The 20,231-nt window shown below is 54.7% G+C and carries 12 protein-coding genes and 3 tRNA genes; 9 read left to right on the top strand and 6 right to left on the bottom strand.

What is annotated here, in order from left to right:
* Positions 1-3 precede the first annotated feature (3 nt).
* From ptrA to recD, 3 genes are read left to right on the top strand one after another with little or no spacing between them, the layout of a single operon-like run.
* Entirely contained in the window at positions 4-2,940 is a 2,937-nt protein-coding gene (gene ptrA / locus DMB82_RS15830) for a pitrilysin (RefSeq protein WP_116163972.1), read from the top strand.
* Entirely contained in the window at positions 2,937-6,518 is a 3,582-nt protein-coding gene (gene recB, locus DMB82_RS15825) for an exodeoxyribonuclease V subunit beta (protein WP_116163970.1), read from the top strand. Before ptrA ends, recB begins: the two co-directional genes overlap by 4 nt.
* On the top strand, positions 6,515-8,398 hold the full coding sequence (gene recD, locus DMB82_RS15820) for an exodeoxyribonuclease V subunit alpha (RefSeq protein ID WP_116163968.1): 1,884 nt from the start codon (positions 6,515-6,517) through the stop codon (positions 8,396-8,398). The genes recB and recD overlap by 4 nt, the downstream gene beginning before the upstream one ends.
* Before the next feature lie 176 nt (positions 8,399-8,574).
* Here recD and argA read toward each other — a convergent pair whose 3' ends face one another.
* A complete protein-coding gene (argA, locus tag DMB82_RS15815) occupies positions 8,575-9,918 on the bottom strand; it encodes an amino-acid N-acetyltransferase (protein ID WP_169743505.1) in 1,344 nt (447 codons plus the stop codon).
* A gap of 259 nt (positions 9,919-10,177) precedes the next feature.
* Here argA and amiC point away from each other — a divergent pair, with 259 nt between their 5' ends.
* Positions 10,178-11,422: an N-acetylmuramoyl-L-alanine amidase AmiC gene (amiC, locus tag DMB82_RS15810; protein ID WP_116163966.1), complete on the top strand. Its 1,245-nt coding sequence runs from the start codon at positions 10,178-10,180 to the stop codon at positions 11,420-11,422.
* A gap of 159 nt (positions 11,423-11,581) precedes the next feature.
* Here amiC and DMB82_RS15805 read toward each other — a convergent pair.
* The 3 genes from DMB82_RS15805 to DMB82_RS15795 form a co-directional block, all read right to left on the bottom strand.
* Positions 11,582-11,658 (bottom strand) — tRNA-Met (locus tag DMB82_RS15805).
* A gap of 47 nt (positions 11,659-11,705) precedes the next feature.
* Positions 11,706-11,782: transfer RNA gene (locus DMB82_RS15800), tRNA-Met, on the bottom strand.
* Positions 11,783-11,839: 57 nt separating this feature from the next.
* Positions 11,840-11,916: transfer RNA gene (locus tag DMB82_RS15795), tRNA-Met, on the bottom strand.
* A 292-nt stretch (positions 11,917-12,208) separates the two neighbouring features.
* On the opposite strand from DMB82_RS15795, the gene mltA reads away from it, so the two are divergent.
* From mltA to tcdA, 3 genes are all read left to right on the top strand, one after another.
* Complete coding sequence (gene mltA, locus DMB82_RS15790) at positions 12,209-13,345, top strand: murein transglycosylase A (protein WP_116163964.1); 1,137 nt, start codon at positions 12,209-12,211, stop codon at positions 13,343-13,345.
* A gap of 18 nt (positions 13,346-13,363) precedes the next feature.
* Positions 13,364-15,622, top strand: a complete 2,259-nt coding sequence (locus DMB82_RS15785; protein ID WP_116163962.1) for a molybdopterin-dependent oxidoreductase — start codon at positions 13,364-13,366, stop codon at positions 15,620-15,622.
* Positions 15,623-15,690: 68 nt separating this feature from the next.
* Positions 15,691-16,509 (top strand): tRNA cyclic N6-threonylcarbamoyladenosine(37) synthase TcdA, encoded by an 819-nt coding sequence (tcdA, locus tag DMB82_RS15780; protein WP_116163960.1) that lies wholly within the window; start codon positions 15,691-15,693, stop codon positions 16,507-16,509.
* Positions 16,510-16,524: 15 nt separating this feature from the next.
* Here the strand turns inward: tcdA and csdE are convergent, their stop codons facing one another.
* Positions 16,525-16,998, bottom strand: coding sequence for a cysteine desulfurase sulfur acceptor subunit CsdE (csdE, locus tag DMB82_RS15775; protein WP_102118289.1), 474 nt, complete (start codon positions 16,996-16,998; stop codon positions 16,525-16,527).
* Positions 16,999-17,001: 3 nt separating this feature from the next.
* A complete protein-coding gene (gene csdA / locus DMB82_RS15770) occupies positions 17,002-18,207 on the bottom strand; it encodes a cysteine desulfurase CsdA (protein WP_102118288.1) in 1,206 nt (401 codons plus the stop codon).
* A gap of 183 nt (positions 18,208-18,390) precedes the next feature.
* Between csdA and DMB82_RS15765 the strand changes: the two genes are divergently transcribed.
* Both DMB82_RS15765 and DMB82_RS15760 read left to right on the top strand, forming a co-directional pair.
* A complete protein-coding gene (locus DMB82_RS15765; RefSeq protein WP_005975888.1) occupies positions 18,391-18,612 on the top strand; it encodes a YgdI/YgdR family lipoprotein in 222 nt (73 codons plus the stop codon).
* A gap of 662 nt (positions 18,613-19,274) precedes the next feature.
* Positions 19,275-20,198, top strand: coding sequence for a transcriptional regulator GcvA (locus DMB82_RS15760; RefSeq protein WP_010296350.1), 924 nt, complete (start codon positions 19,275-19,277; stop codon positions 20,196-20,198).
* Positions 20,199-20,231 lie beyond the last annotated feature (33 nt).

The following is a 20,231-nucleotide window of genomic DNA, read 5'->3' as shown; positions in this document are numbered from 1 at the left end:
TGCATGCGTAAACAGTGGGTCTGGATTACCGGGTGGTTTCTTTTATTCACATTCTGGCTTCCGGCGAGTTGGGCTGAGACGGGCTGGCAGCCTCTGGCTCAGACGATTCGAAAAAGCGAAAAAGATCCGCGGCACTATCAGGCGATCAAACTGGATAATGGAATGACCGTTCTGCTGGTTTCCGATCCGCAGGCACCCAAATCGCTGGCATCACTGGCGCTGCCTATTGGCTCGCTGGACGATCCCAATAATCAACTGGGATTAGCGCATTACCTCGAACATATGGTGCTGATGGGATCGAAACGTTATCCAGAGCCAGAGGCGCTGTCTGAATTTTTGAAAAAGCATGGCGGTAGCCACAATGCCAGCACGGCGTCTTACCGCACAGCGTTTTATCTGGAAGTGGAAAATGATGCACTGCGGCCCGCCGTCGATCGGATGGCGGATGCAATTGCGGAGCCGCTGCTCGATCCGGTGAATGCCGATCGTGAGCGTAATGCGGTCAATGCGGAATTAACGATGGCGCGTTCGCGCGACGGTCACCGCATGGCGCAGGTGGGGGCGGAAACGCTGAACCCGGCGCACCCGAGCGCGCGTTTTTCGGGGGGCAATCTTGAAACCCTGAGCGATAAACCCGGCAGTAAACTGCATGATGAGCTGGTGAAGTTCTATCAGAAATACTACTCAGCCAACCTGATGAAAGGGGTGATTTACAGCAATCAACCTCTGCCTGAACTGGCGAAACTGGCGGTCGACACATTCGGGCGCATTCCCAATCACAACGCCAGCGTTCCTGCGGTTACCGTTCCTGTGGCGACGGAAAAGCAGCGCGGCGTAATGATTCACTATGTTCCTGCTCAGCCTAGAAAACAGCTGCGCATTGAGTTTCGTGTCAGCGATATTAGCCAGGCGTTTCGCAGCAAGACGGATACCTATATTAGCTATCTGATCGGCAACCGCAGCCAGAATACGCTCTCTGACTGGTTGCAAAAGGAAGGGCTGGTTGAGTCTATCGGGGCAGGTTCTTCGCCGATCATCGACCGTAACGGCGGCATGTTTGCTATTTCAGCCTCGCTGACCGATAAAGGTCTGGCACAGCGTGATGAAGTGATCGCTGCAATATTCCGTTACCTGCAACAAATCCGCACAGAAGGGATTCAGCAGCGCTATTTTGATGAGATCGCGCATGTCCTGGATCTGGATTTCCGCTATCCGTCCATCAGCCGTGATATGGACTACATCGAATGGTTGGTGGATACCATGCTGCTCGTGCCGGTCGAACATACGCTTGATGCCCAGTATGTCGCCGATCGCTACGATCCGAAGGCTATCGCTGCACGACTGGACGAGATGACGCCGCAGAACGCGCGCGTCTGGGTCATCAGCCCGAATGAGCCGCATAATAAAGTGGCCTACTTTGTCGATGCGCCGTACGAGATGAATAAAATCCCGTCAGCAACATTCGCAAAATGGAAAACGCTGGGGCAGAAAATGTCACTGTCGTTGCCGACGATCAATCCCTATATCCCGGATGATTTCTCCCTGATCAAAGCCGATAAGGCGATGACCAAACCGACGCTCCTGCTGAATCAGCCAGGGCTGCGCGTGCTGTATATGCCAAGCCACTACTTTGCCGATGAACCGAAAGCGGAAATCACGCTGTTCCTGCGTAATCAGGAAGCGCGCAGTACCGCCCGTAATCAGGTGCTGTTTGCGTTAAACGATTATCTGGCAGGTCTGGCGCTGGATGAACTCAGCTATCAGGCTTCGATCGGTGGCATCAGTTTCTCCACTCGCAGCAATGATGGTCTGGTGATTAGCGCCAATGGCTATACCCAGCATTTGCCACAGTTGCTGCTGACGTTGGCGGATGGCTACGCCTCCTTTACCTCGACGGAAGCACAGTTGGAGCAGGCGAAATCCTGGTACATACAGCAGTTGGATGCGGTAGAGAAATCAAAAGCCTTTGAACAGGCGTTACAGCCGGTTCAGGCGATATCGCAATTGCCTTACTTTGAGCGCGCAGAACGTCGTAACCTGCTGAAGGATATCCGTTTACAGGATGTGGTTAACTACCGCAAAGACCTGCTGCAAAAAGCCACGCCGGAAATGCTGGTTGTCGGCAATCTGGCACCAGAGAAAGTCACCGAGCTGGCGAACACGCTGAAAACGCATCTGAAGGCCAGTGGCGACAATCTGTCGCGCAGCGATGATGTCAAAGTCAGTAAGCCGCAGCTTGCTAATCTACAGCGCTCGGGCAGCAGCACGGATTCTGCGTTAGCGGCGGTGTATGTACCGACGGGTTATTCGGAAACGGAAAGCATGGCGTATAGCTCGGTGCTGGGGCAGATCGTTCAGCCTTGGTTCTATAGCCAACTGAGAACGGAAGAGCAACTGGGTTATGCGGTGTTTGCCTTCCCGACGACGGTCGGCCGACAGATGGGCATTGCCTTCCTGCTGCAAAGCAACAGCAAACAGCCTGCTTATCTGTATCAGCGCTATGAAGATTTTTACCTGAAAGCGCAAAAACGACTGCGTGAAATGAGTGAAGAAGAGTTCACGCAGTATAAGCAGGGCGTGATGAATGAACTTAACCAGCGTCCGCAAACCTTAGGTGAAGAGGCTAGCCGACTGCGTCGCGATCTGGATCAGGAAAACTTTGCTTTTGATTCGCGCGAGAAACTGCTCGAACAAATCAAACCGCTGACGGTGGCGCAACTGGCAGATTTCTTCCAGAAGGCGCTGAAGCCTGAAGGCCTGGCTATTCTGTCGCAGGTTTCCGGTAGTCATCATGGTAAAGCCGACTATGCCGCACCGAAAGGATGGCACACCTACGCGGATGCGTCTTCATTGCAGAAAACGTTACCGCGTGAGAAAGCACCTACGATGATCCCTGCGCCAGCAGCATCGACAGTGGTCGGTAAGGTTCCAGCAGAATGAAAAATGCCGCGCCGCAATCATTAGACGTTATGACGTTGCCGCTCCTCGGAGAGCGGCTGATTGAGGCGTCGGCCGGAACGGGGAAAACCTATACGCTGGCTGCGCTTTACCTGCGCCTGCTATTGGGGCTGGGGAAGCAAGCCGCGTATCCACGTCCACTACTGGTCGAGGAAATTCTGGTTGTGACCTTTACGGAGGCTGCGACCGAAGAATTGCGGGAGCGTATTCGTGCCAGAATTCACGCGTTGCGCATCGCCTGCCTGCGTAAAAGCGCGCAGGGTGAAGAAGCAGAGAAGCCTAAGGATGCTTCGCTAGCGCAACTGCTGGCGGAGATTTCGGACCACCGCGATGCGGCCGACGTATTGCTGGCGGCTGAACGCCAAATGGACGAAGCGGCGATCTACACGATCCACGGCTTCTGCCAGCGTATGCTCAGTACCAATGCGTTTGAATCCGGCGTGCTTTTCGAACAGGTGCTGATAGAAGATGAACAGCCGCTGCGCCGTCAGGCCTGCGCTGATTTCTGGCGTCGTTATTGCTACCCGCTGCCAGTCGAGGTCGCACGCATTATCGGTCTGGAGTGGAAAGGGCCGGAAAACCTGCTGGCCGATCTGGCGCCTTATCTGCACGGTGAACCCCCTGCGTTTCGCTTGCCGCCACAAGAAGATGAAACGCTACTGAGTCGACATGAGAAGATCGTAGCGACGATCGATGCATACAAACAACGCTGGCTGGCGTCAGCCGTGGATCTGGAATCGCTGATCGTGGCTTCTGGCGTTGATAAACGCAGCTACAGTAGTAAGCATCTTCCCAACTGGCTACAGAAAGTTATGCTGTGGGCAGAGCAGCCGACGCTGGATTATCAACTGCCGAAAGATCTGGTGAGATTTGCCCAGCAAACGCTAATCGAGAAAACGAAGAAAGGCGAGCCGCCTGTTCATGCCCTCTTTGAGGAGACCGAACGGCTACTTGAAGCGCCGCTGTCGCTGCGTGATTTAGTCATTGTCCGTGCGCTGTCGGCGATCCGGGATTCAGTGCGTGAGGAAAAACGACAGCGTGCAGAACTGGGATTTGACGATCTGCTGAGCCGTCTGGATGTTGCGTTGCAGCAGCCGGGTGGGGAACAGCTTGCCAGCGCCATTCGCGAACGCTATCCGGTGGCGATGATCGATGAGTTTCAGGATACCGACCCCCAACAGTACCGTATTTTCCGAACGCTGTACGTCGGGCAGTCGCAGTGTGGGCTGCTGCTGATCGGTGACCCTAAGCAGGCTATTTATGCGTTTCGCGGTGCGGATATTTTTACCTATATGCACGCACGCGGAGAAGTGGCCGCACACTATACGCTGGGCACGAACTGGCGCTCGTCGCACCAGATGGTACGCGGCGTTAACCGCTTGTTTGAACGTCTGGAGAATCCTTTTATTTTCCAAAATATCCCTTTTCTGCCAGTCAAGCCGGCTGAATCTAAGCGCGGTTTGGTGTTTGAGGTTGCGGGACAGCCGCAGCCTGCGCTGCAATTCTGGCTAACGGGTTCGGAACCGATTGGCATAGGAGATTATCAGCAGCGGATGGCGCGCCAGTGTGCGGCGCAGATTCGTGATTGGCTGGCGGCCAGCCAGCGTAGCGAAGCTTGGCTGATCACCGACGATTCTCGCCGTTTGGTCAGGGCATCTGACATGAGCGTGCTGGTGCGTAGCCGACGTGAAGCCTCGCTGATTCGTGACGCGCTGAGCCGTTTATCCATTCCCTCGGTGTATCTGTCCAATCGAGACAGCGTATTCAGTACGCCAGAAGCCAGCGATATGTTGTGGCTGTTGCAGGCGGTGCTGGCACCCGAGCAAGAGCGCACGTTACGCAGCGCCATGGCGACGGCCTTGATGGGGTTGGATGCCGAACAGGTTGATGCCTTAGGGCAAAGCGAAGCCGCATGGGATGCGCTGGTGGATGAATTTGCGGGCTACCGTGCTCTGTGGCGTCAGCGCGGCGTGCTGCCGATGTTGCGGGCGTTGATGAGTCAACATCAACTGGCGGAGAACCTGCTGGCGAGTGCTGAGGGCGAACGCCGGATTACCGATATTTTGCACATCGGTGAATTGTTGCAGGATGCCTCCGCAACGCTTGATAGCGAACATGCGCTGGTGCGCTGGCTATCACAGCAGATCGTCCAACCTAATCCGCAGGCAGAGAACCAGCAGCTACGTTTGGAAAGCGATCGTCACCTGGTGCAGATCGTGACGATCCACAAATCGAAAGGGCTCGAGTATCCGCTGGTGTGGCTGCCTTTCATCAGTAACTTCCGCGTGCAGGATCAGGGAATTTATCACGATCGAGAGAACTATCATGCCGTGTTGGATCTGCAAAATAATGAAGAAAGCCAGGCGCTAGCGGAAGAAGAGCGGCTGGCGGAAGATTTGCGTTTGCTGTATGTCGCGCTGACCCGTTCTATCTACCACTGTAGCGTGGGCGTCGCGCCGGTTCAGCGGTCGCGTAAGAAAGACGGCAGCAGCGATATGCACCAGAGCGCGCTGGGCTATTTACTCCAACGGGGTAAAGAAGCCGAGGCTGCCACGTTAGTCAGCGAGCTGGAAGGCATGGTTGGCGATGGTGTCGCATTAACACCGCTACAGGCAACGGAAGAACAGCGCTGGCAGCCGGATAGACCAGAATTGGCAGAGTTGCGGGCTCGTCACATTGAACGCCAACTGCGCGACGGCTGGCGAGTAACCAGCTATTCGGGGCTTCAGCAGCAGGGTTCTGCAAGCGCACAGGATCTGGTGCCGCGTCTGGATATCGAAGCGATAGGTGAGCGTCAAGAAGCGGATGAAACCCAACTGACACCGCATACGTTCCCGCGCGGTGCGAGTCCGGGAACGTTTTTGCATAGCCTGTTTGAAACGCTGGATTTTACTCAGCCCGTTGAGGATGACTGGCTAGCTGAGCAACTGCAGCTACAGGGATTTGAAGCGCATTGGAACCCAGTGTTAAAGGCGTGGATGGATACGCTTTTGCATACGCCGCTTAATGAGCAAGGGATCGCGCTATCGGCGCTGGATAACGCCGATAAGCAGGCCGAATTACAGTTCTATATACCGATTGATGCGCCAATACAGGCGGCGCAGCTCGATCGGTTGGCAAAGCATCACGATCCGCTATCCGCGCGGTGTCCAGCGCTCTCTTTTCAGCAGGTGAAAGGCATGCTGAAAGGGTTTATCGATCTGGTGTTCCGCTGGGAAGGGCGCTATTACCTGCTGGACTATAAGTCCAACTGGCTCGGCCCTGATGCCAGCGCGTACACCCAAACGGCCATGATGCAGTCGATGGCTGAACACCGCTACGACTTGCAATATCAGCTCTACACGTTGGCTTTGCACCGCTATCTGCGTCATCGCATTGCGGATTATGACTATGAGCGCCATTTTGGTGGGGTTTTTTATCTGTTTTTACGCGGCGTTGAAGCGTCGCATCCCGGCAATGGCATTTTTGCTTGTCGTCCCTCTACTGAATTTGTTTTCGGGCTGGATGCGCTCTTCAAGGGAAAGACGCTTGACGATGCTGATACAGGAATTCCCTCATGATTGCGTTACTTGAAACGGCACTGGCGCGGCGGTTGCTGCGCCCGCTGGATGTTCAGTTCGCCAGAATGCTGGCGGATGAGACGCAGCCCGATCTGCTGTTGGCTGCCGCCTGCCTGAGTGCGCACTCGGGGGCGGGGCATGTGTGTTTACCGCTGGAGAACTTGCAGGCGCAGACGCTGTTTGACGGCCGCGAGCCTGAACTGGCGCAACATCTACTTGCGGAGACAGGACTAAGCACAGTTGCCGCATGGCAGCAGCGTTTACTGGCGTCCGATGCCGTCAGCGACGGCAGCAAGCCGACGCCGCTGGTGCTGCAAGGAGAAAAGCTGTATTTACAGCGCAGCTGGCAGAGTGAAGGCCGCGTGGCGCAGTTTATCGCCAGCGAGCGCGATACGATCCCCGTCGATGAACCTGCAATTCGGGCGGTTTTGGATCGGCTGTTTCCTGACACGGACGAAGAGATTAACTGGCAGAAGGTGGCCGCGGCTGTCGCCTTGACGCGCCGCATTGCGGTGATTTCCGGCGGGCCGGGAACGGGGAAAACCACGACGGTGGCTAAGTTGTTAGCGGCGTTGATTGAGCTGAATACGGGAGAGACGTTACGTATTCAACTGGCTGCGCCGACTGGGAAAGCGGCTGCGCGGCTCACGGAGTCGCTGGGGCAGGCCCTGCACCGTCTGGCGGTGGATCCTCGGTTACGGGAAGCGTTTCCGCAGGAAGCGACAACGCTGCATCGTCTTTTGGGGGCGGTGACGGACAGCCATCGTCTGCGTCACCATCAGGACAACCCGCTGCATTTGGATGTGCTGATTGTGGATGAGGCGTCGATGGTCGATCTGCCGATGATGGCGAATGTGATCGCCGCGCTTCCACCACACGCCAGAATTATCTTTCTGGGCGACCGCGATCAACTGGCGTCCGTCGAGGCGGGCGCGGTGTTAGGTGACATCTGTCGTTTTGCCGAAGCTGGCTATAGCCATGCGCGGGCGCAGCAATTGCAGCGGCTGACGGGTTGTAAGCTGGATGAACGTGGTCCTGAAGGACAGACGACGGTTGGTGACAGTATCTGTCTGTTACGCCGGAGCTACCGTTTCGATCCGCATTCCGGTATTGGCCAACTGGCGCTGGCGGTGAACGGCGGTGATGACGCTCGTGTGCGTGCTGTGTTAAACGGCGAGTTTGCCGATATTACCTGTAGCCCGTTAACCGCGGCTGAAGAGTATCAGGCCATGCTGGCACAGTGTGTCGAAGGGTATCGTGATTATCTACAGCTTGTGGCGGCGGGAGCCACGCCGGACGCTGTTCTGCTTGCTTTCCAGCGCTATCGCCAGCTGTGCGCGTTGCGTGAAGGGCCGTTTGGCGTTGCAGGGCTGAATCAGCGCATCGAGCAGGCTTTGCATCAGGCTGGGCTGATTCAACGCAGTCGTAATCCGCTTAACCGCTGGTATCCCGGCCGACCGGTCATGATTGAACGTAACGATGCCGCATTGGGTCTGTTCAATGGTGACATCGGTATCGCCATGATAGGGGAAAGCGGGGAGCTGCGCGTATTTTTCCCCTTGCCGAATGGCGAAACCAAAGACGTTACGCCAAGCCGTCTGCCGCCGCATGACACGGCCTATGCGATGACGGTGCATAAATCGCAGGGATCGGAGTTCGATCATACGGCGCTGGTGCTGCCGAACCACTATTTACCGGTGCTGACGCGGGAACTGGTGTATACCGCCATCACGCGTGCACGCCAGCGTTTGTCACTTTATACCGATGTCCGTATTCTCTGCCGAGCGGTGAAAACGCCAACGCAGCGCTATAGCGGCTTGGAAGAGAGAATTAGCGCATTAATGGTGCGCTCTTCTGCTAGTAAGATGCCATTCAGTTAGGGAAGTACGATACGCTGCGGGTGTGAATTGCGTTGACAAATTGGCATGATATCCCTGTCTGATGGCTTATTGAAATGAACAACGTGAGCGGTGAGTTTGGCAAGCGGCCATAAGCGGATGAAAGATCGTGGCCGACTTTACGGTCGGCCACGAGAAGTGTTATCGAGTGGAATAACTCAGAGATCCAGCACCAGAATCTTCGAGCGACGCTGGTAGTTGTACAGCGCCTGCTTTTTCTTCGGCAGCATTTCCACTTCGGCGGGTAAAAAGCCGCGTTCCTGGAACCAGTGGATGCTGTGCGTCGTCAGTACAAACAGCTTTTGCAGACCTTGTTGACGTGCCTGAGCGGCAACGCGCAGTAACAGCATATCGCCGCGTGATGAGCTGCGGTAATCCGGGTGAACTGCGACGCAGGCCATTTCGCCAATGCTCTCTTCCGGGAACGGATAAAGCGCGGCGCAGGCGATAGTCAGGTTATCGCGTACCACGACAGTGAATTTGTCGATTTCCATTTCCAACTGCTCGCGCGAGCGTCTGACCAGAATGCCTTGCTCTTCCAGCGGGCGAATCAGCTCCAGAATACCGCCAATGTCATTGATGGTCGCACGGCGAACCTGCTCGGCGCTTTCCATCACGATCTGCGTACCGATGCCGTCGCGTGAGAACAGTTCCTGCAACAGCGCACCGTCGTCCTGATAGCTGATCAGGTGGCTGCGGCGCACGCCGCTACGGCAGGCCTTGACCGCGCCGCGCAGGAATCGGACCGTACCCGAATGGTAATCGCCAGCCTGTTCCAGTGCATCAATACGCTGCTGTGCATCATCAGGGAACAGCTCGGAAATGATGTTGCCTTCTTCATTGGTCACGCCCTGCGAGGAGCAGAAGCCGATCATCTTCTCCGCTTTCAGCTTAATGGCGAGCTGGGTCGCGACCTCTTCCGAGGTTAAATTGAAACTTTCACCCGTGACTGACACGGCAACCGGACCGAGCAGCACAATCGCGCCGCTATTCAACTGGCGGTGAACCGCTTCTTCATCAATACGACGAATACGGCCGCTGTGGCAGTAATCCACACCGTCATCAACGCCAAGCGGCTGCGCGATAATAAAGTTACCGCTGACGACATTAATGTGGGCACCTTGCAGCGGTGTGTTGTTCAGGCTCATCGACAGCCGAGCGGTGATGTCCAGCTGCAGCATTCCCGCCGCCTGCTTGACCAGCTCCAGCGTGGCGCTGTCGGTGATGCGGGTGTTTTTATGGTAGTGAGGCTCGTAGTGATGCGTTGTCAGGTTGGCGTCGATCTGGGGACGAGCGCCATAAACCACCACCAGCTTGATCCCCAGACTGTGTAGCAGCCCGATATCATTTACGATGCTAGAGAAGTTGGCATGTTCAATGGCTTCGCCACCTAACATGATGACAAACGTTTTGCCACGGTGGGCATTGATATAGGGAACTGAATGGCGGAAGCCCTGAACCAGTTCTGTACTCCGTTCCTTCACTGCGAGCCCTCTTTGCATTTTTATTCGTAATTTCTGTATTTTTATTCTTTATGACGTAAAAGGCAAGAGGAAGTATTAACCAGAAAAGCGAGGTTAATGCTTCAAATTTATGATATCCGCCTGTTATAAGGCCTGCACATGATTTTTGCATGACAGAGTGGGATAGATTCGTTAAAGTTTTTGACAATTTTTACCTTTATTCATTTTTTAATGACCTATCCAGTGCACTGGCAACACAACAGCACAGGATAGCGCACAGCAATCAGATCGGAGTGGCATGTCTCATTCGAATCATCATTTGACTCGACGGCGTCTATTACAAACCGCAGCAGCAACCTGGCTGTTAAGCGTAAGTGGTGTAGGGATAGCGGCGACGACACAGGTCGTTGCCGTGCGCGTCTGGCCGTCCTCCGCCTATACCCGCGTCACGCTGGAATCCAATCACCCGCTGAAATATAAACAGTTTAGTCTGAGTCATCCTGAACGCATCGTGGTGGATATCGAAAATGTTCATCTGAACAGCGTGCTGAAGGAGATCGCCAGCCAGTTTACGTCAGATAACGACGCCCTGATTAAAGAAGCGCGTATCGGCCAGTTTGATAAAACCACGGTGCGCTTGGTGTTGGAACTCAAGCAGCAGGCGACGACCAAGGTCTTTACGCTGGGGCCAGTGGCTGAATTCAAGCACCGGCTGGTGCTGGATTTGTATCCTGCGGCAGGGCGCTACGACAACGAAGACGATCCGCTGCTGGCGCTGCTGGAGGATTACAACAAAGGCGATCTGGAACGTACGCTGCCGGCAGAAGCGCCGAAAGCTGGGAAAGCAGGGTGGGATCGTCCGCTGATTATCATGCTTGACCCCGGTCACGGTGGTGAAGATCCCGGTGCGATTGGCAAGAATAAAACGCGCGAGAAAGACATCGTGCTGCAAATCGCTCGCCGCTTGCGCAAGCTGATCGACAATGAATCCAACATGAAAGCCTATATGACGCGTAATGAAGATGTGTTCATTCCGCTGCGCGTAAGGGTGGCGAAAGCGCGCAAGCAGCGTGCCGATCTGTTCATTTCGATTCATGCTGATGCGTTTACCAATCGATCGGCAAGAGGATCGTCGGTTTTTGCGCTGTCGAAGAAAGGGGCAACCAGTACCGCTGCCAGATTTCTGGCAGAGACCCAGAACGAATCGGATTTGATCGGTGGGGTGAACATGAGCGGCGATCGCTATTTGGATCACACCATGTTCGATCTGGTGCAGACCGTGACCATCAGCGACAGTCTGAAGTTTGGTAAAGATATCCTGACCCGGCTGGGCAAGGTGAATCGTCTGCACAAAAACAGCGTCGATCAGGCCGGGTTTGCAGTACTGAAAGCCCCAGATATCCCCTCTGTTCTGGTTGAGACGGCCTTTATCAGTAATCTGGAAGAAGAGCGTAAGCTGCGCACTAGCCATTTCCAGCAGCAAATTGCGGAATCCATTTTTGCAGGAATTAAAGCCTACTTTGCCAGTCAGGCCGAACGGTAGTTGATGTTGTCGATGTAGCACGTGCGGTGACCGCGTCTTGCTGGCGCGGTTCAGAGGGAATAAATAGGTCTGGGGTGCGGTATAGGAACTGCATGGAAAATAGATGACGTAGAAAACAAAAAAGCACCCGTTAAGGTGCTTTATCGTTTTAGTCTTAGTTGGTTGCGGGGGCCGGATTCGAACCGACGACCTTCGGGTTATGAGCCCGACGAGCTACCAGGCTGCTCCACCCCGCGTCCGTATGACTTATCTTTACTTCTCTTGATGGACGACTCACATCAATTGGTTGCGGGGGCCGGATTCGAACCGACGACCTTCGGGTTATGAGCCCGACGAGCTACCAGGCTGCTCCACCCCGCGTCCGTAATGACTTATTTTTACTGCTTTCACATCTCTTGATGGACGACTCACATCAATTGGTTGCGGGGGCCGGATTCGAACCGACGACCTTCGGGTTATGAGCCCGACGAGCTACCAGGCTGCTCCACCCCGCGTCCGTGGATGCGCACTATACTCGTCATGAACATTGATGCAACCTATTTCTGTAAAAAACGCGGCATTGGGTTGTTGGGTGGTTAATTTATCATCGATCGGATTGATTTGTCACCGAATGGATGGTTTTGTGAACGGAATACGACGATTAACAGAAAAATCGATTTTTTACGATGCCGTGTGCCGAGTGGCATTCGTTTGACCCGTGGATTTATGTGCTCTCCCATTCCTTTCTCGATAGCCGTTTGTTATCGTTCGACGGTAAATTTTTTGATGTAAAAAGCGAGCGCAAAGATGAAGGGACGGTGGGGAAAATACGTGCTGACCGCAGTGGTCATTGCCATTCTGGCGGGGTGCCAATCCAGGCCAACCGATCGCGGGCAGCAATATAAAGATGGTCACCTCAACCAGCCTCTGGAATTGGTCAATGAGCCTAATGCTAAAGGAAAACCGGTCAACGCACGGGATTTCATGACCCAGGTTTCTGAAATTCGGTCGGCGTCACCTAATCTGTACTCGCGCAATAATACGACCTTTCAGGCGATTGAAAACTGGATGATGTCCGGTGCCGATACCCGCGAGCTGAGCAAGTTTGGTCTGAACGCCTGGCAGATGGAAGGCGTTGATAACTTTGGTAACGTGCAGTTCACGGGGTACTACACGCCAGTGTTGCAGGCGCGCCATACCCGTCAGGGGGAATTCCGCCATCCTTTATATGCTATGCCGTCAAAAGGCAAAAAGAACGGTCGACTGCCAGATCGCGCCGGTATTTATTCAGGTGCGCTGGATGAACGATTGGTTCTCGCCTGGACTAACTCGCTGGTCGATAACTTCATGATGGAAGTGCAGGGCAGCGCCTATATTGATTTTGGCGATGGACGTCCGCTGACGTTCTTTGGTTACGCTGGCAAAAACGGCCATGCCTACCGCAGTATTGGTAAGGTGCTGATCGATCGTGGTGAAGTTGCGCGTGAAGATATGTCGATGCAGGCGATCCGCAAATGGGCGGAGCAGCATTCTGAATATGAAGTGCGTGAACTGTTTGAGCAGAATCCTTCCTTTGTGTTCTTTAAGCCAATGATGTCTGCGCCCGTCAAAGGGGCTAGCGCCGTGCCGCTGGTGGCGAAAGCCTCTGTTGCCTCTGACCGTTCGCTGATCCCGGCAGGTACGGCTCTGTTAATGGAAGTGCCGCTGCTGGATAACGTTGGCAAATTCACCGGCAAGTATGAAATGCGCCTGATGATTGCGCTGGATGTCGGCGGGGCGATTAAAGGCCAGCACTTCGATATGTATCAGGGCATTGGGCCGGATGCCGGTCACTCGGCGGGCTTCTATAACCACTATGGCCGAGTCTGGGTGTTGAAGAACGCGCAAAGCAGTACTGCGAACGGTTCAGGATCTTCACTGCTGGTTAATTATCAACAAAATTGATGTTTCTCTGAGGTTGTCATGGCGATTAAACGTTATCCACATCTTGCGCACTGGGGCGCGTTTACCGCTGTGGTTGAAGACGGCAGACTGATTCGGTGCGAGCCGTTTGCTGACGATCCAGCACCGTCCGCCATGCTCGATTCCATCGTACCGCTGGTGTATTCCGACCGGCGTATCCGTCGGCCTTCGGTGCGTCGTTCCTGGCTTCAGAAACGCGAAAACAGCGACAGAACGCTGCGCGGCCGGGAGGACTTTGTTGAGGTGGATTGGGACGTCGCACTCGATCTGGTTGCGCAGGAAAATCGTCGTATTCGCGATCGCTACGGTGCGGACGGCATGTTCGCCGGTTCCTACGGCTGGTCATCTGCCGGGCGCTATCACCATGCGCGTTCTCAGGTACGACGCTTCTATTTTTCCGGCGGTGGCGCGGTCGATCAGCAGGGCAATTACAGCTGGGGCGCGGCGCAGTTCTTCCTGCCGTACGTGATCGGCACTTTCCACCCGCTGACGGGCAAAGTAACCGAATGGCGCAGCGTCGCCGAGCACTGTGATATTTTCCTCGCGTTTGGCGGTCTGGCGCTGAAAAACGCCCAGGTGGCCTCCGGCGGTGCTGGGCACCATACGCTTAAGCCTGCGCTGGAAGCGCTGGTGGCGAAAGGCATTCCTGTCATTAACATCAGCCCGATGCGCGATGATTGTCCTGAATTTGTGAATGCCGAGTGGATTCCAATCCGCCCGAATACTGATGTCGCCCTGATGCTGGCACTGGGGTATGAGATTCAACGTTTGGGCGCTGACGATAAGGATTTCCTGCAACGCTACTGCGTTGGCTACGAGCAATTGAGTGACTATTTGCACGGTCGCGGCGACGGTGTGGTGAAAACCCCCGAATGGGCCAGCGACATCACGGGTATTCCTGCCGAGTGCATCCGACGTCTGGCGCAGCAGTTAATTGGCGTACGCAGCTTTATTACCTGCTCTTACTCCGTGCAGCGCGCACACCGTGGCGAACAGCCTTACTGGATGATGATTGCGCTGTCTTCCATGCTGGGACAGGTGGGGTTACCGGGCGGTGGATTCTCCTTCGGCCACGGTTCGATGAACAGCGTCGGCAACGAGCGTATTTCAACGCCTGCGCCCGCGTCTCCGTCAACCCCGAACGCGGGGCAGGCGATCCCCGTGGCACGTATTGCCGATATGCTACTGCATCCGGGAACGCCTTATACCTTTCAGGGCGAAACCCATACTTATCCCGATATTCATCTGATTCACTGGGCGGGCGGTAACCCATTCCATCATCACCAGCAGTTGAACCGTCTGGTGGACGGCTGGCGTAAGCCGGATACGGTGATTGTGCAGGATATCGTCTGGACGCCCGCGGCGCAGATGGCGGACATCGTGCTGCCCGTCACCACCACGCTGGAGCGTAATGACATCGGCGGGTCGTCCCGCGATCGCTTTATCTTTGCCATGCATCAGGCGATTGCGCCGCAGCATCAGGCGCGTAATGACGTGGATATCTTCAGCGAACTGGCGGAGCGTCTGGGCTATGGCGACGCATTCACGCAAAACCGTAGCGAGCAGCAATGGCTGGAACATCTGTATGACGAATGCCGAGCAAGGCAGCGGGATGCCGCTGACAGCTGGCCGTCATTTGAGGAATTCTGGCAGCAGGGACATGTAGAAATCCCAATGGATGAAAAGCCGTTTGTGTTCTTTGAGGATTTCCGCCGCGATCCGCAGCAGCATGCGCTGAGTACGCCAAGCGGTAAAATTGAACTGTTCAGCTCGGCCATCGCCAGCTATGGCTATGCCGATTTTGCGCCGCATCCTGAGTGGCAGCCTCCCGTTGAATGGCTGGGAGCCAAAAGCTCGGAAGAATGGCCGCTGCACTTTATTTCCATTCAGCCATCTGACCGGTTGCACAGTCAGTTGGCTGCTACGCCGCAGGTTGCTGCGAATAAAACCGCAGGAAAAGAGACGCTGTACATGCACCCGCAGGATGCCGCCAAACGGGATATCGTCGACCGTTCTCAGGTGGAAGTCAGAAACGCGCGTGGCCGTATTCTGGCGGGCGTACAGATTACCGACGGCGTCACGCCGGGCGTGGTGATTATGTCCACCGGTGCCTGGTTTGAACCCGGCTTCGGCCAGAAAACGTGGCATCCGGTTGAACAATCAGGAAATGCAAATGTACTGACGCTGGATATCGGCACCTCGCCGCTGACGCAGGGGCCGAATGCTATGAGCTGTCTGGTAGATGTCGTGCGGGTTTAGCGCTATCCTGAGCCGCTTTTTCTCGCTGTTTTATTTTCCTGTGATTTTGTTTTCGTAAGGTTGGTTGAATGAGTACGCAATTATCCGAAGCCTATTTGCAACGCTTCGGCGGCACCGCGCGGTTATATGGTCAACAGGCGCTGGCGCTGTTTTCTCAGGCTCACGTTTGCGTGATTGGCATTGGTGGCGTCGGCTCCTGGGCGGCTGAGGCGCTGGCTCGTACCGGCATCGGCGCGATCACACTGATCGATATGGATGATGTGTGTGTCAGTAACACCAATCGGCAGATCCACGCGCTGCGTCAGCATACTGGGCAGTCGAAGACGGAAGTGATGGCTGAACGTATTCTGGCGATCAACCCAGAATGTCACGTCACCTGCGTGGATGATTTCATCAGCGCGGAAAACGTGGCCGAGCTGCTCGACCAGAATTTCAGCTATGTGATTGATGCCATCGACAGCGTGCGCCCGAAGGCGGCGCTGCTCTCCTACTGTCGCCGCTATAAGATCCCTGTAGTGACAACTGGCGGTGCGGGTGGACAGATCGATCCGACCCGCATTGAGGTGGTCGATCTGGCGAAAACCATTCAGGATCCGCTGGCCGCCAAGCTGCGTGAACGGCTCAAGAACGATTTTAACGTGGTGAAGAACAGCAAAGGGAAACTGGGGATCGACTGCGTATTTTCCAGCGAACCGCTGGTTTATCCGCAGCCTGACGGCTCCGTCTGTGCGTCTCGCAGCACGGCCGATGGGGTGATGCGGATGGATTGTGCGTCAGGCTTTGGCGCCGCGACAATGGTTACCGCAACCTTTGGGTTTGTTGCGGTATCTCATGCGCTGAAGAAGATGATAGCGAAAAGAGAAAGGGCGTCTGAATTGCAGAAATAAATAGCCTGAATGGTTCTATTTGAGTGAAGCCTCTTGTTCGGCAATTTCCTTGATTCTGGCGGCCAGCGCCGCCAGCCCGCTTGAACGTGAAGCGCTGAGCTGAGCGCGTAGCCCCAGGCTATCGAACAGCGCCAGCGGATCGTGCTGCAATAGCGCTTCTGGCGTTTTTCCTTCAACGGCGGTTAACAATACCGCCAGTAATCCCCGCACAATGCGCCCGTCGCTGTCGCCGTAAAAATGCAGCCTGCCGTCTTCCTGACGCTGATAACCCAGCCAGACGCGATTTTCACAGCCGGATAATGAAACTTCCTCGGTTTTCAGCACGTCGGGCAGCGTTGGTAACGCCTTTGCCAGCAAAATGAGCTGCCGATAGCGATCTTCCCACGCGCGGCAGGCATCGAATCGCGCCAGCAGGTCGGCGACGGTGGTGTGGTGACCAAAAGGATGCATGTAGTCAAAAGGATGCATAGTGTCAGTTGTCTGGGTCATGGTTTAGTCGATCAATAATTCAAGGGCGCTGCCCACTGCGGCGATGAGTGCAGCAACATCCTGTTGGTTGTTATAGGGGGCAAACGAGGCACGGAGCGTGCCGCTGACGCCGAGCGAGTCCATTAATGGCTGCGCACAGTGATGCCCAGCACGAAGTGCGATGCCGCTTTCGGCTAACAGCGTAACCAAATCGCTGTGGTGCACATCGGCAATATCAAAGGACAATACGCTGGACTGCGGGCTACGGAAGCTGCGAAAGCCGGGGAACTGCGCCAGATGCGTTTCGGCAAGCTGTGCTAACTGCTGGCTGTGCTGCTCTGCGGCGTGCCAGTCCAGCGTGGTCAGCCAGTCTAGTGCCGCAGACAGGCCAAGCACGCCAGCAATGTGGGGGGTTCCCGCTTCAAAACGCTGTGGAATCGCCTGCGGTTTGAAGCCGTCAAAGGAAACCTGCGTCATCATTTTCCCGCCGCCTTGCCACGGCATCATGCTTTCCAGTAAGGCAGTTTTGCCGTACAGCACGCCGATCCCGGTTGGAGCATAAAGCTTGTGCCCGGAAAACGCATAGAAATCGATATCCAGTGCCTGTACATCGGGCGGGCAGTGAACAATGCCCTGCGCACCGTCAACCATTACTACCGCACCATAGCGGTGAGCCAGCGCAATCGCCCGCGCCAGATCGGGCTGGCCACCTGTCACGTTTGACATCTGTCCCAGCGCCAGCAGGCGGGTTTTTGGCGTGATCAGCGTGGCTAACTGTTCGATATCCGGTAACAAGTCCGCGCCTATCGGCAACTTCACGATCTTAGCGCCCGTTTGCTGCGCCACCATCAGCCACGGAATAAGGTTAGCGTGGTGTTCCGCTTCGCTCACGACGATCTCGTCGCCCGGTTGAAGGCGAGGGCGCGCATAGCTCTGCGCGACCAGATTGATCGCTTCCGTCGTGCCTCTGGTCCAGACAATGGAACGCGGATCGTCGGCGTGGAGTAACGTGGCGACTTGCTCACGAGCGCCTTCAAAACGCTGGGTTAACGCCTGCGCGCCGCGATGCTGGCTGCGATGCACCGTACCACTCTCGCTACCATAGAACGCCTGCACCGCATCAATGACGGGCTGCGGCTTCAGTGCGGTCGCGGCACTATCAAGATAGACAGTCGAATGCTGGAGAGCGGGAAACTGTTGGCGAAAGGTGGCGGGGTTAAACGGTGTCATGAGCATCCTCTTTTGGAGGGCAGATCCTGTCCCATTTTGTCGAGAGAGACAAGTTTAGGACTATGCCTAATGCGATTTTATGGAAAAAAAAGCAACTATTGCTACGCTTTAAAGTGTTAATTTTCAGGATTTCCTGATGAATAAGGTTAACTAGAAAACATTTAAATTCATTGATGGTTAACTATGAAGAATAAAATTTCTATTTTTGCCGCTATCGTGATGGCGTTTTCTCTGGCAGCCTGTTCCAGTAATTACGTCATGCATACTAATGACGGTCGTACCATCGTCGCAGAGGGGAAACCGAAGGTTGATGATGAGACGGGTATGATCAGCTATACCGATGCCTACGGTCAGCAGCAGCAAATTAACCGTGATAATGTGAAAGAAATGGCGAAAGGGAAATAGTGCCGCTTGCTCATACCCTAAATAATTCGAGTTTCAGGCAGGCGGCAAGAGAAGGAATCCCGATGAGCTTACTCAGGTAAGTGATTCGGGTGAGTGAACGCAGCCAACGCACATGCAACTTGAAGTATGACGGGTATATCATCACACGTTGCCTGTTAAGTTATGCCAGAGGCTAGATCAGCGTGTCATAGCATTCAGGTGTGAAACGTAAGCAAAAAAAAGCACCGCAATTCGCGGTGCTACATAAAAAATCACTTTGGACAGACAGGGTAAATGTACAGGAAGTGAACAGGGTAGACTCGCTACCACATCTGCAAAAGGCAGACAAACAAATAGCAAACACAACATCACAACCACAAGCCAAAAGCACCTCAGGTCACCCCTCCGCACTTTTCGTTCCGGCCCAGGAAGTTGCGCTAATATAGGTATTTGCTGGTACATCCTCAACGGACAAATTATAATGTCTCGGATTACAAAAACTAATATATGTACCCGTCATCTTTTCGTTGTAGAGAGGTTGGCCGCTGTCGATGGCTTTGAACGCGCAGACAGCGGAGCGACTGGGGCGATTTCCGATTGTCGCCTTTCTGCATCTTAAGCGTTATTGGGTACGAATGTGCCTGATAAATCGCTGATTTAGCGTAAACCAAAAGATTTCATTCATGTCAAAACGTCTCCCTCCGCTCAACGCATTGCGCGTTTTTGATGCGGCGGCTCGCCATTTAAGTTTTACCAAAGCAGCAGAAGAACTGTTTGTCACGCAGGCTGCCGTCAGCCACCAGATTAAGTCACTGGAAGATTTCCTGGGGCTTAAATTATTCCGCCGTCGTAATCGCTCCCTGCTACTGACGGAAGAGGGGCAAAGTTACTATCTTGATATCAAAGAGATCTTCTCCTCTTTGAATGAGGCAACCCGTAAGTTGCAATCCCGCAGCGCCAAAGGCGCGTTAACGGTCAGCTTGCTGCCCAGCTTTGCTATTCATTGGCTGGTGCCGCGTCTTTCGAGTTTTAACTCCGACTATCCGGGGATTGATGTGCGTATTCAGGCGGTGGATCGCGATGAAGATCGTCTGGCGGATGATGTGGATGTCGCGATTTTCTATGGTCGGGGAAACTGGCCGGGGCTGCGGGTTGAAAAGCTGTATGCCGAATATCTGCTGCCGGTTTGCTCGCCCGTATTGCTGACGGGGAATCACCCGTTAAAAACGCCGGATGATTTGGTGGCACATACGCTGCTGCATGATGCGTCGCGTCGTGACTGGCTGTCCTATACGCGCCAGCTTGGCGTGCAGATTAACGTGCAGCAAGGGCCGATTTTCAGCCACAGCGCGATGGTGTTGCAGGCGGCGATTCACGGGCAGGGCGTGGCGCTGGCGAATAATGTGATGGCACAGACGGAAATCGAAGCCGGGCGACTGGTGTGTCCGTTTAACGATGTGCTGGTCAGCCGGAATGCTTTTTATCTGGTATGTCATGACAGTCAGGCAGAACTGGGTAAAATAGCCGCCTTTCGCCATTGGATTCTGGCGCGGGCAGCCAGCGAACAGGAAAAATTTCGCTTCCGCTATGACAACGGCACGCGCTGAAGCCGTGTCGCTGGTTGTCGAAGAGGGATTGAC

The sequence above is a fragment of the Pectobacterium aquaticum genome, from assembly GCF_003382565.3.
Lineage (GTDB): Bacteria > Pseudomonadota > Gammaproteobacteria > Enterobacterales > Enterobacteriaceae > Pectobacterium > Pectobacterium aquaticum.
This window is presented reverse-complemented; position numbering and strand designations above follow the sequence as displayed.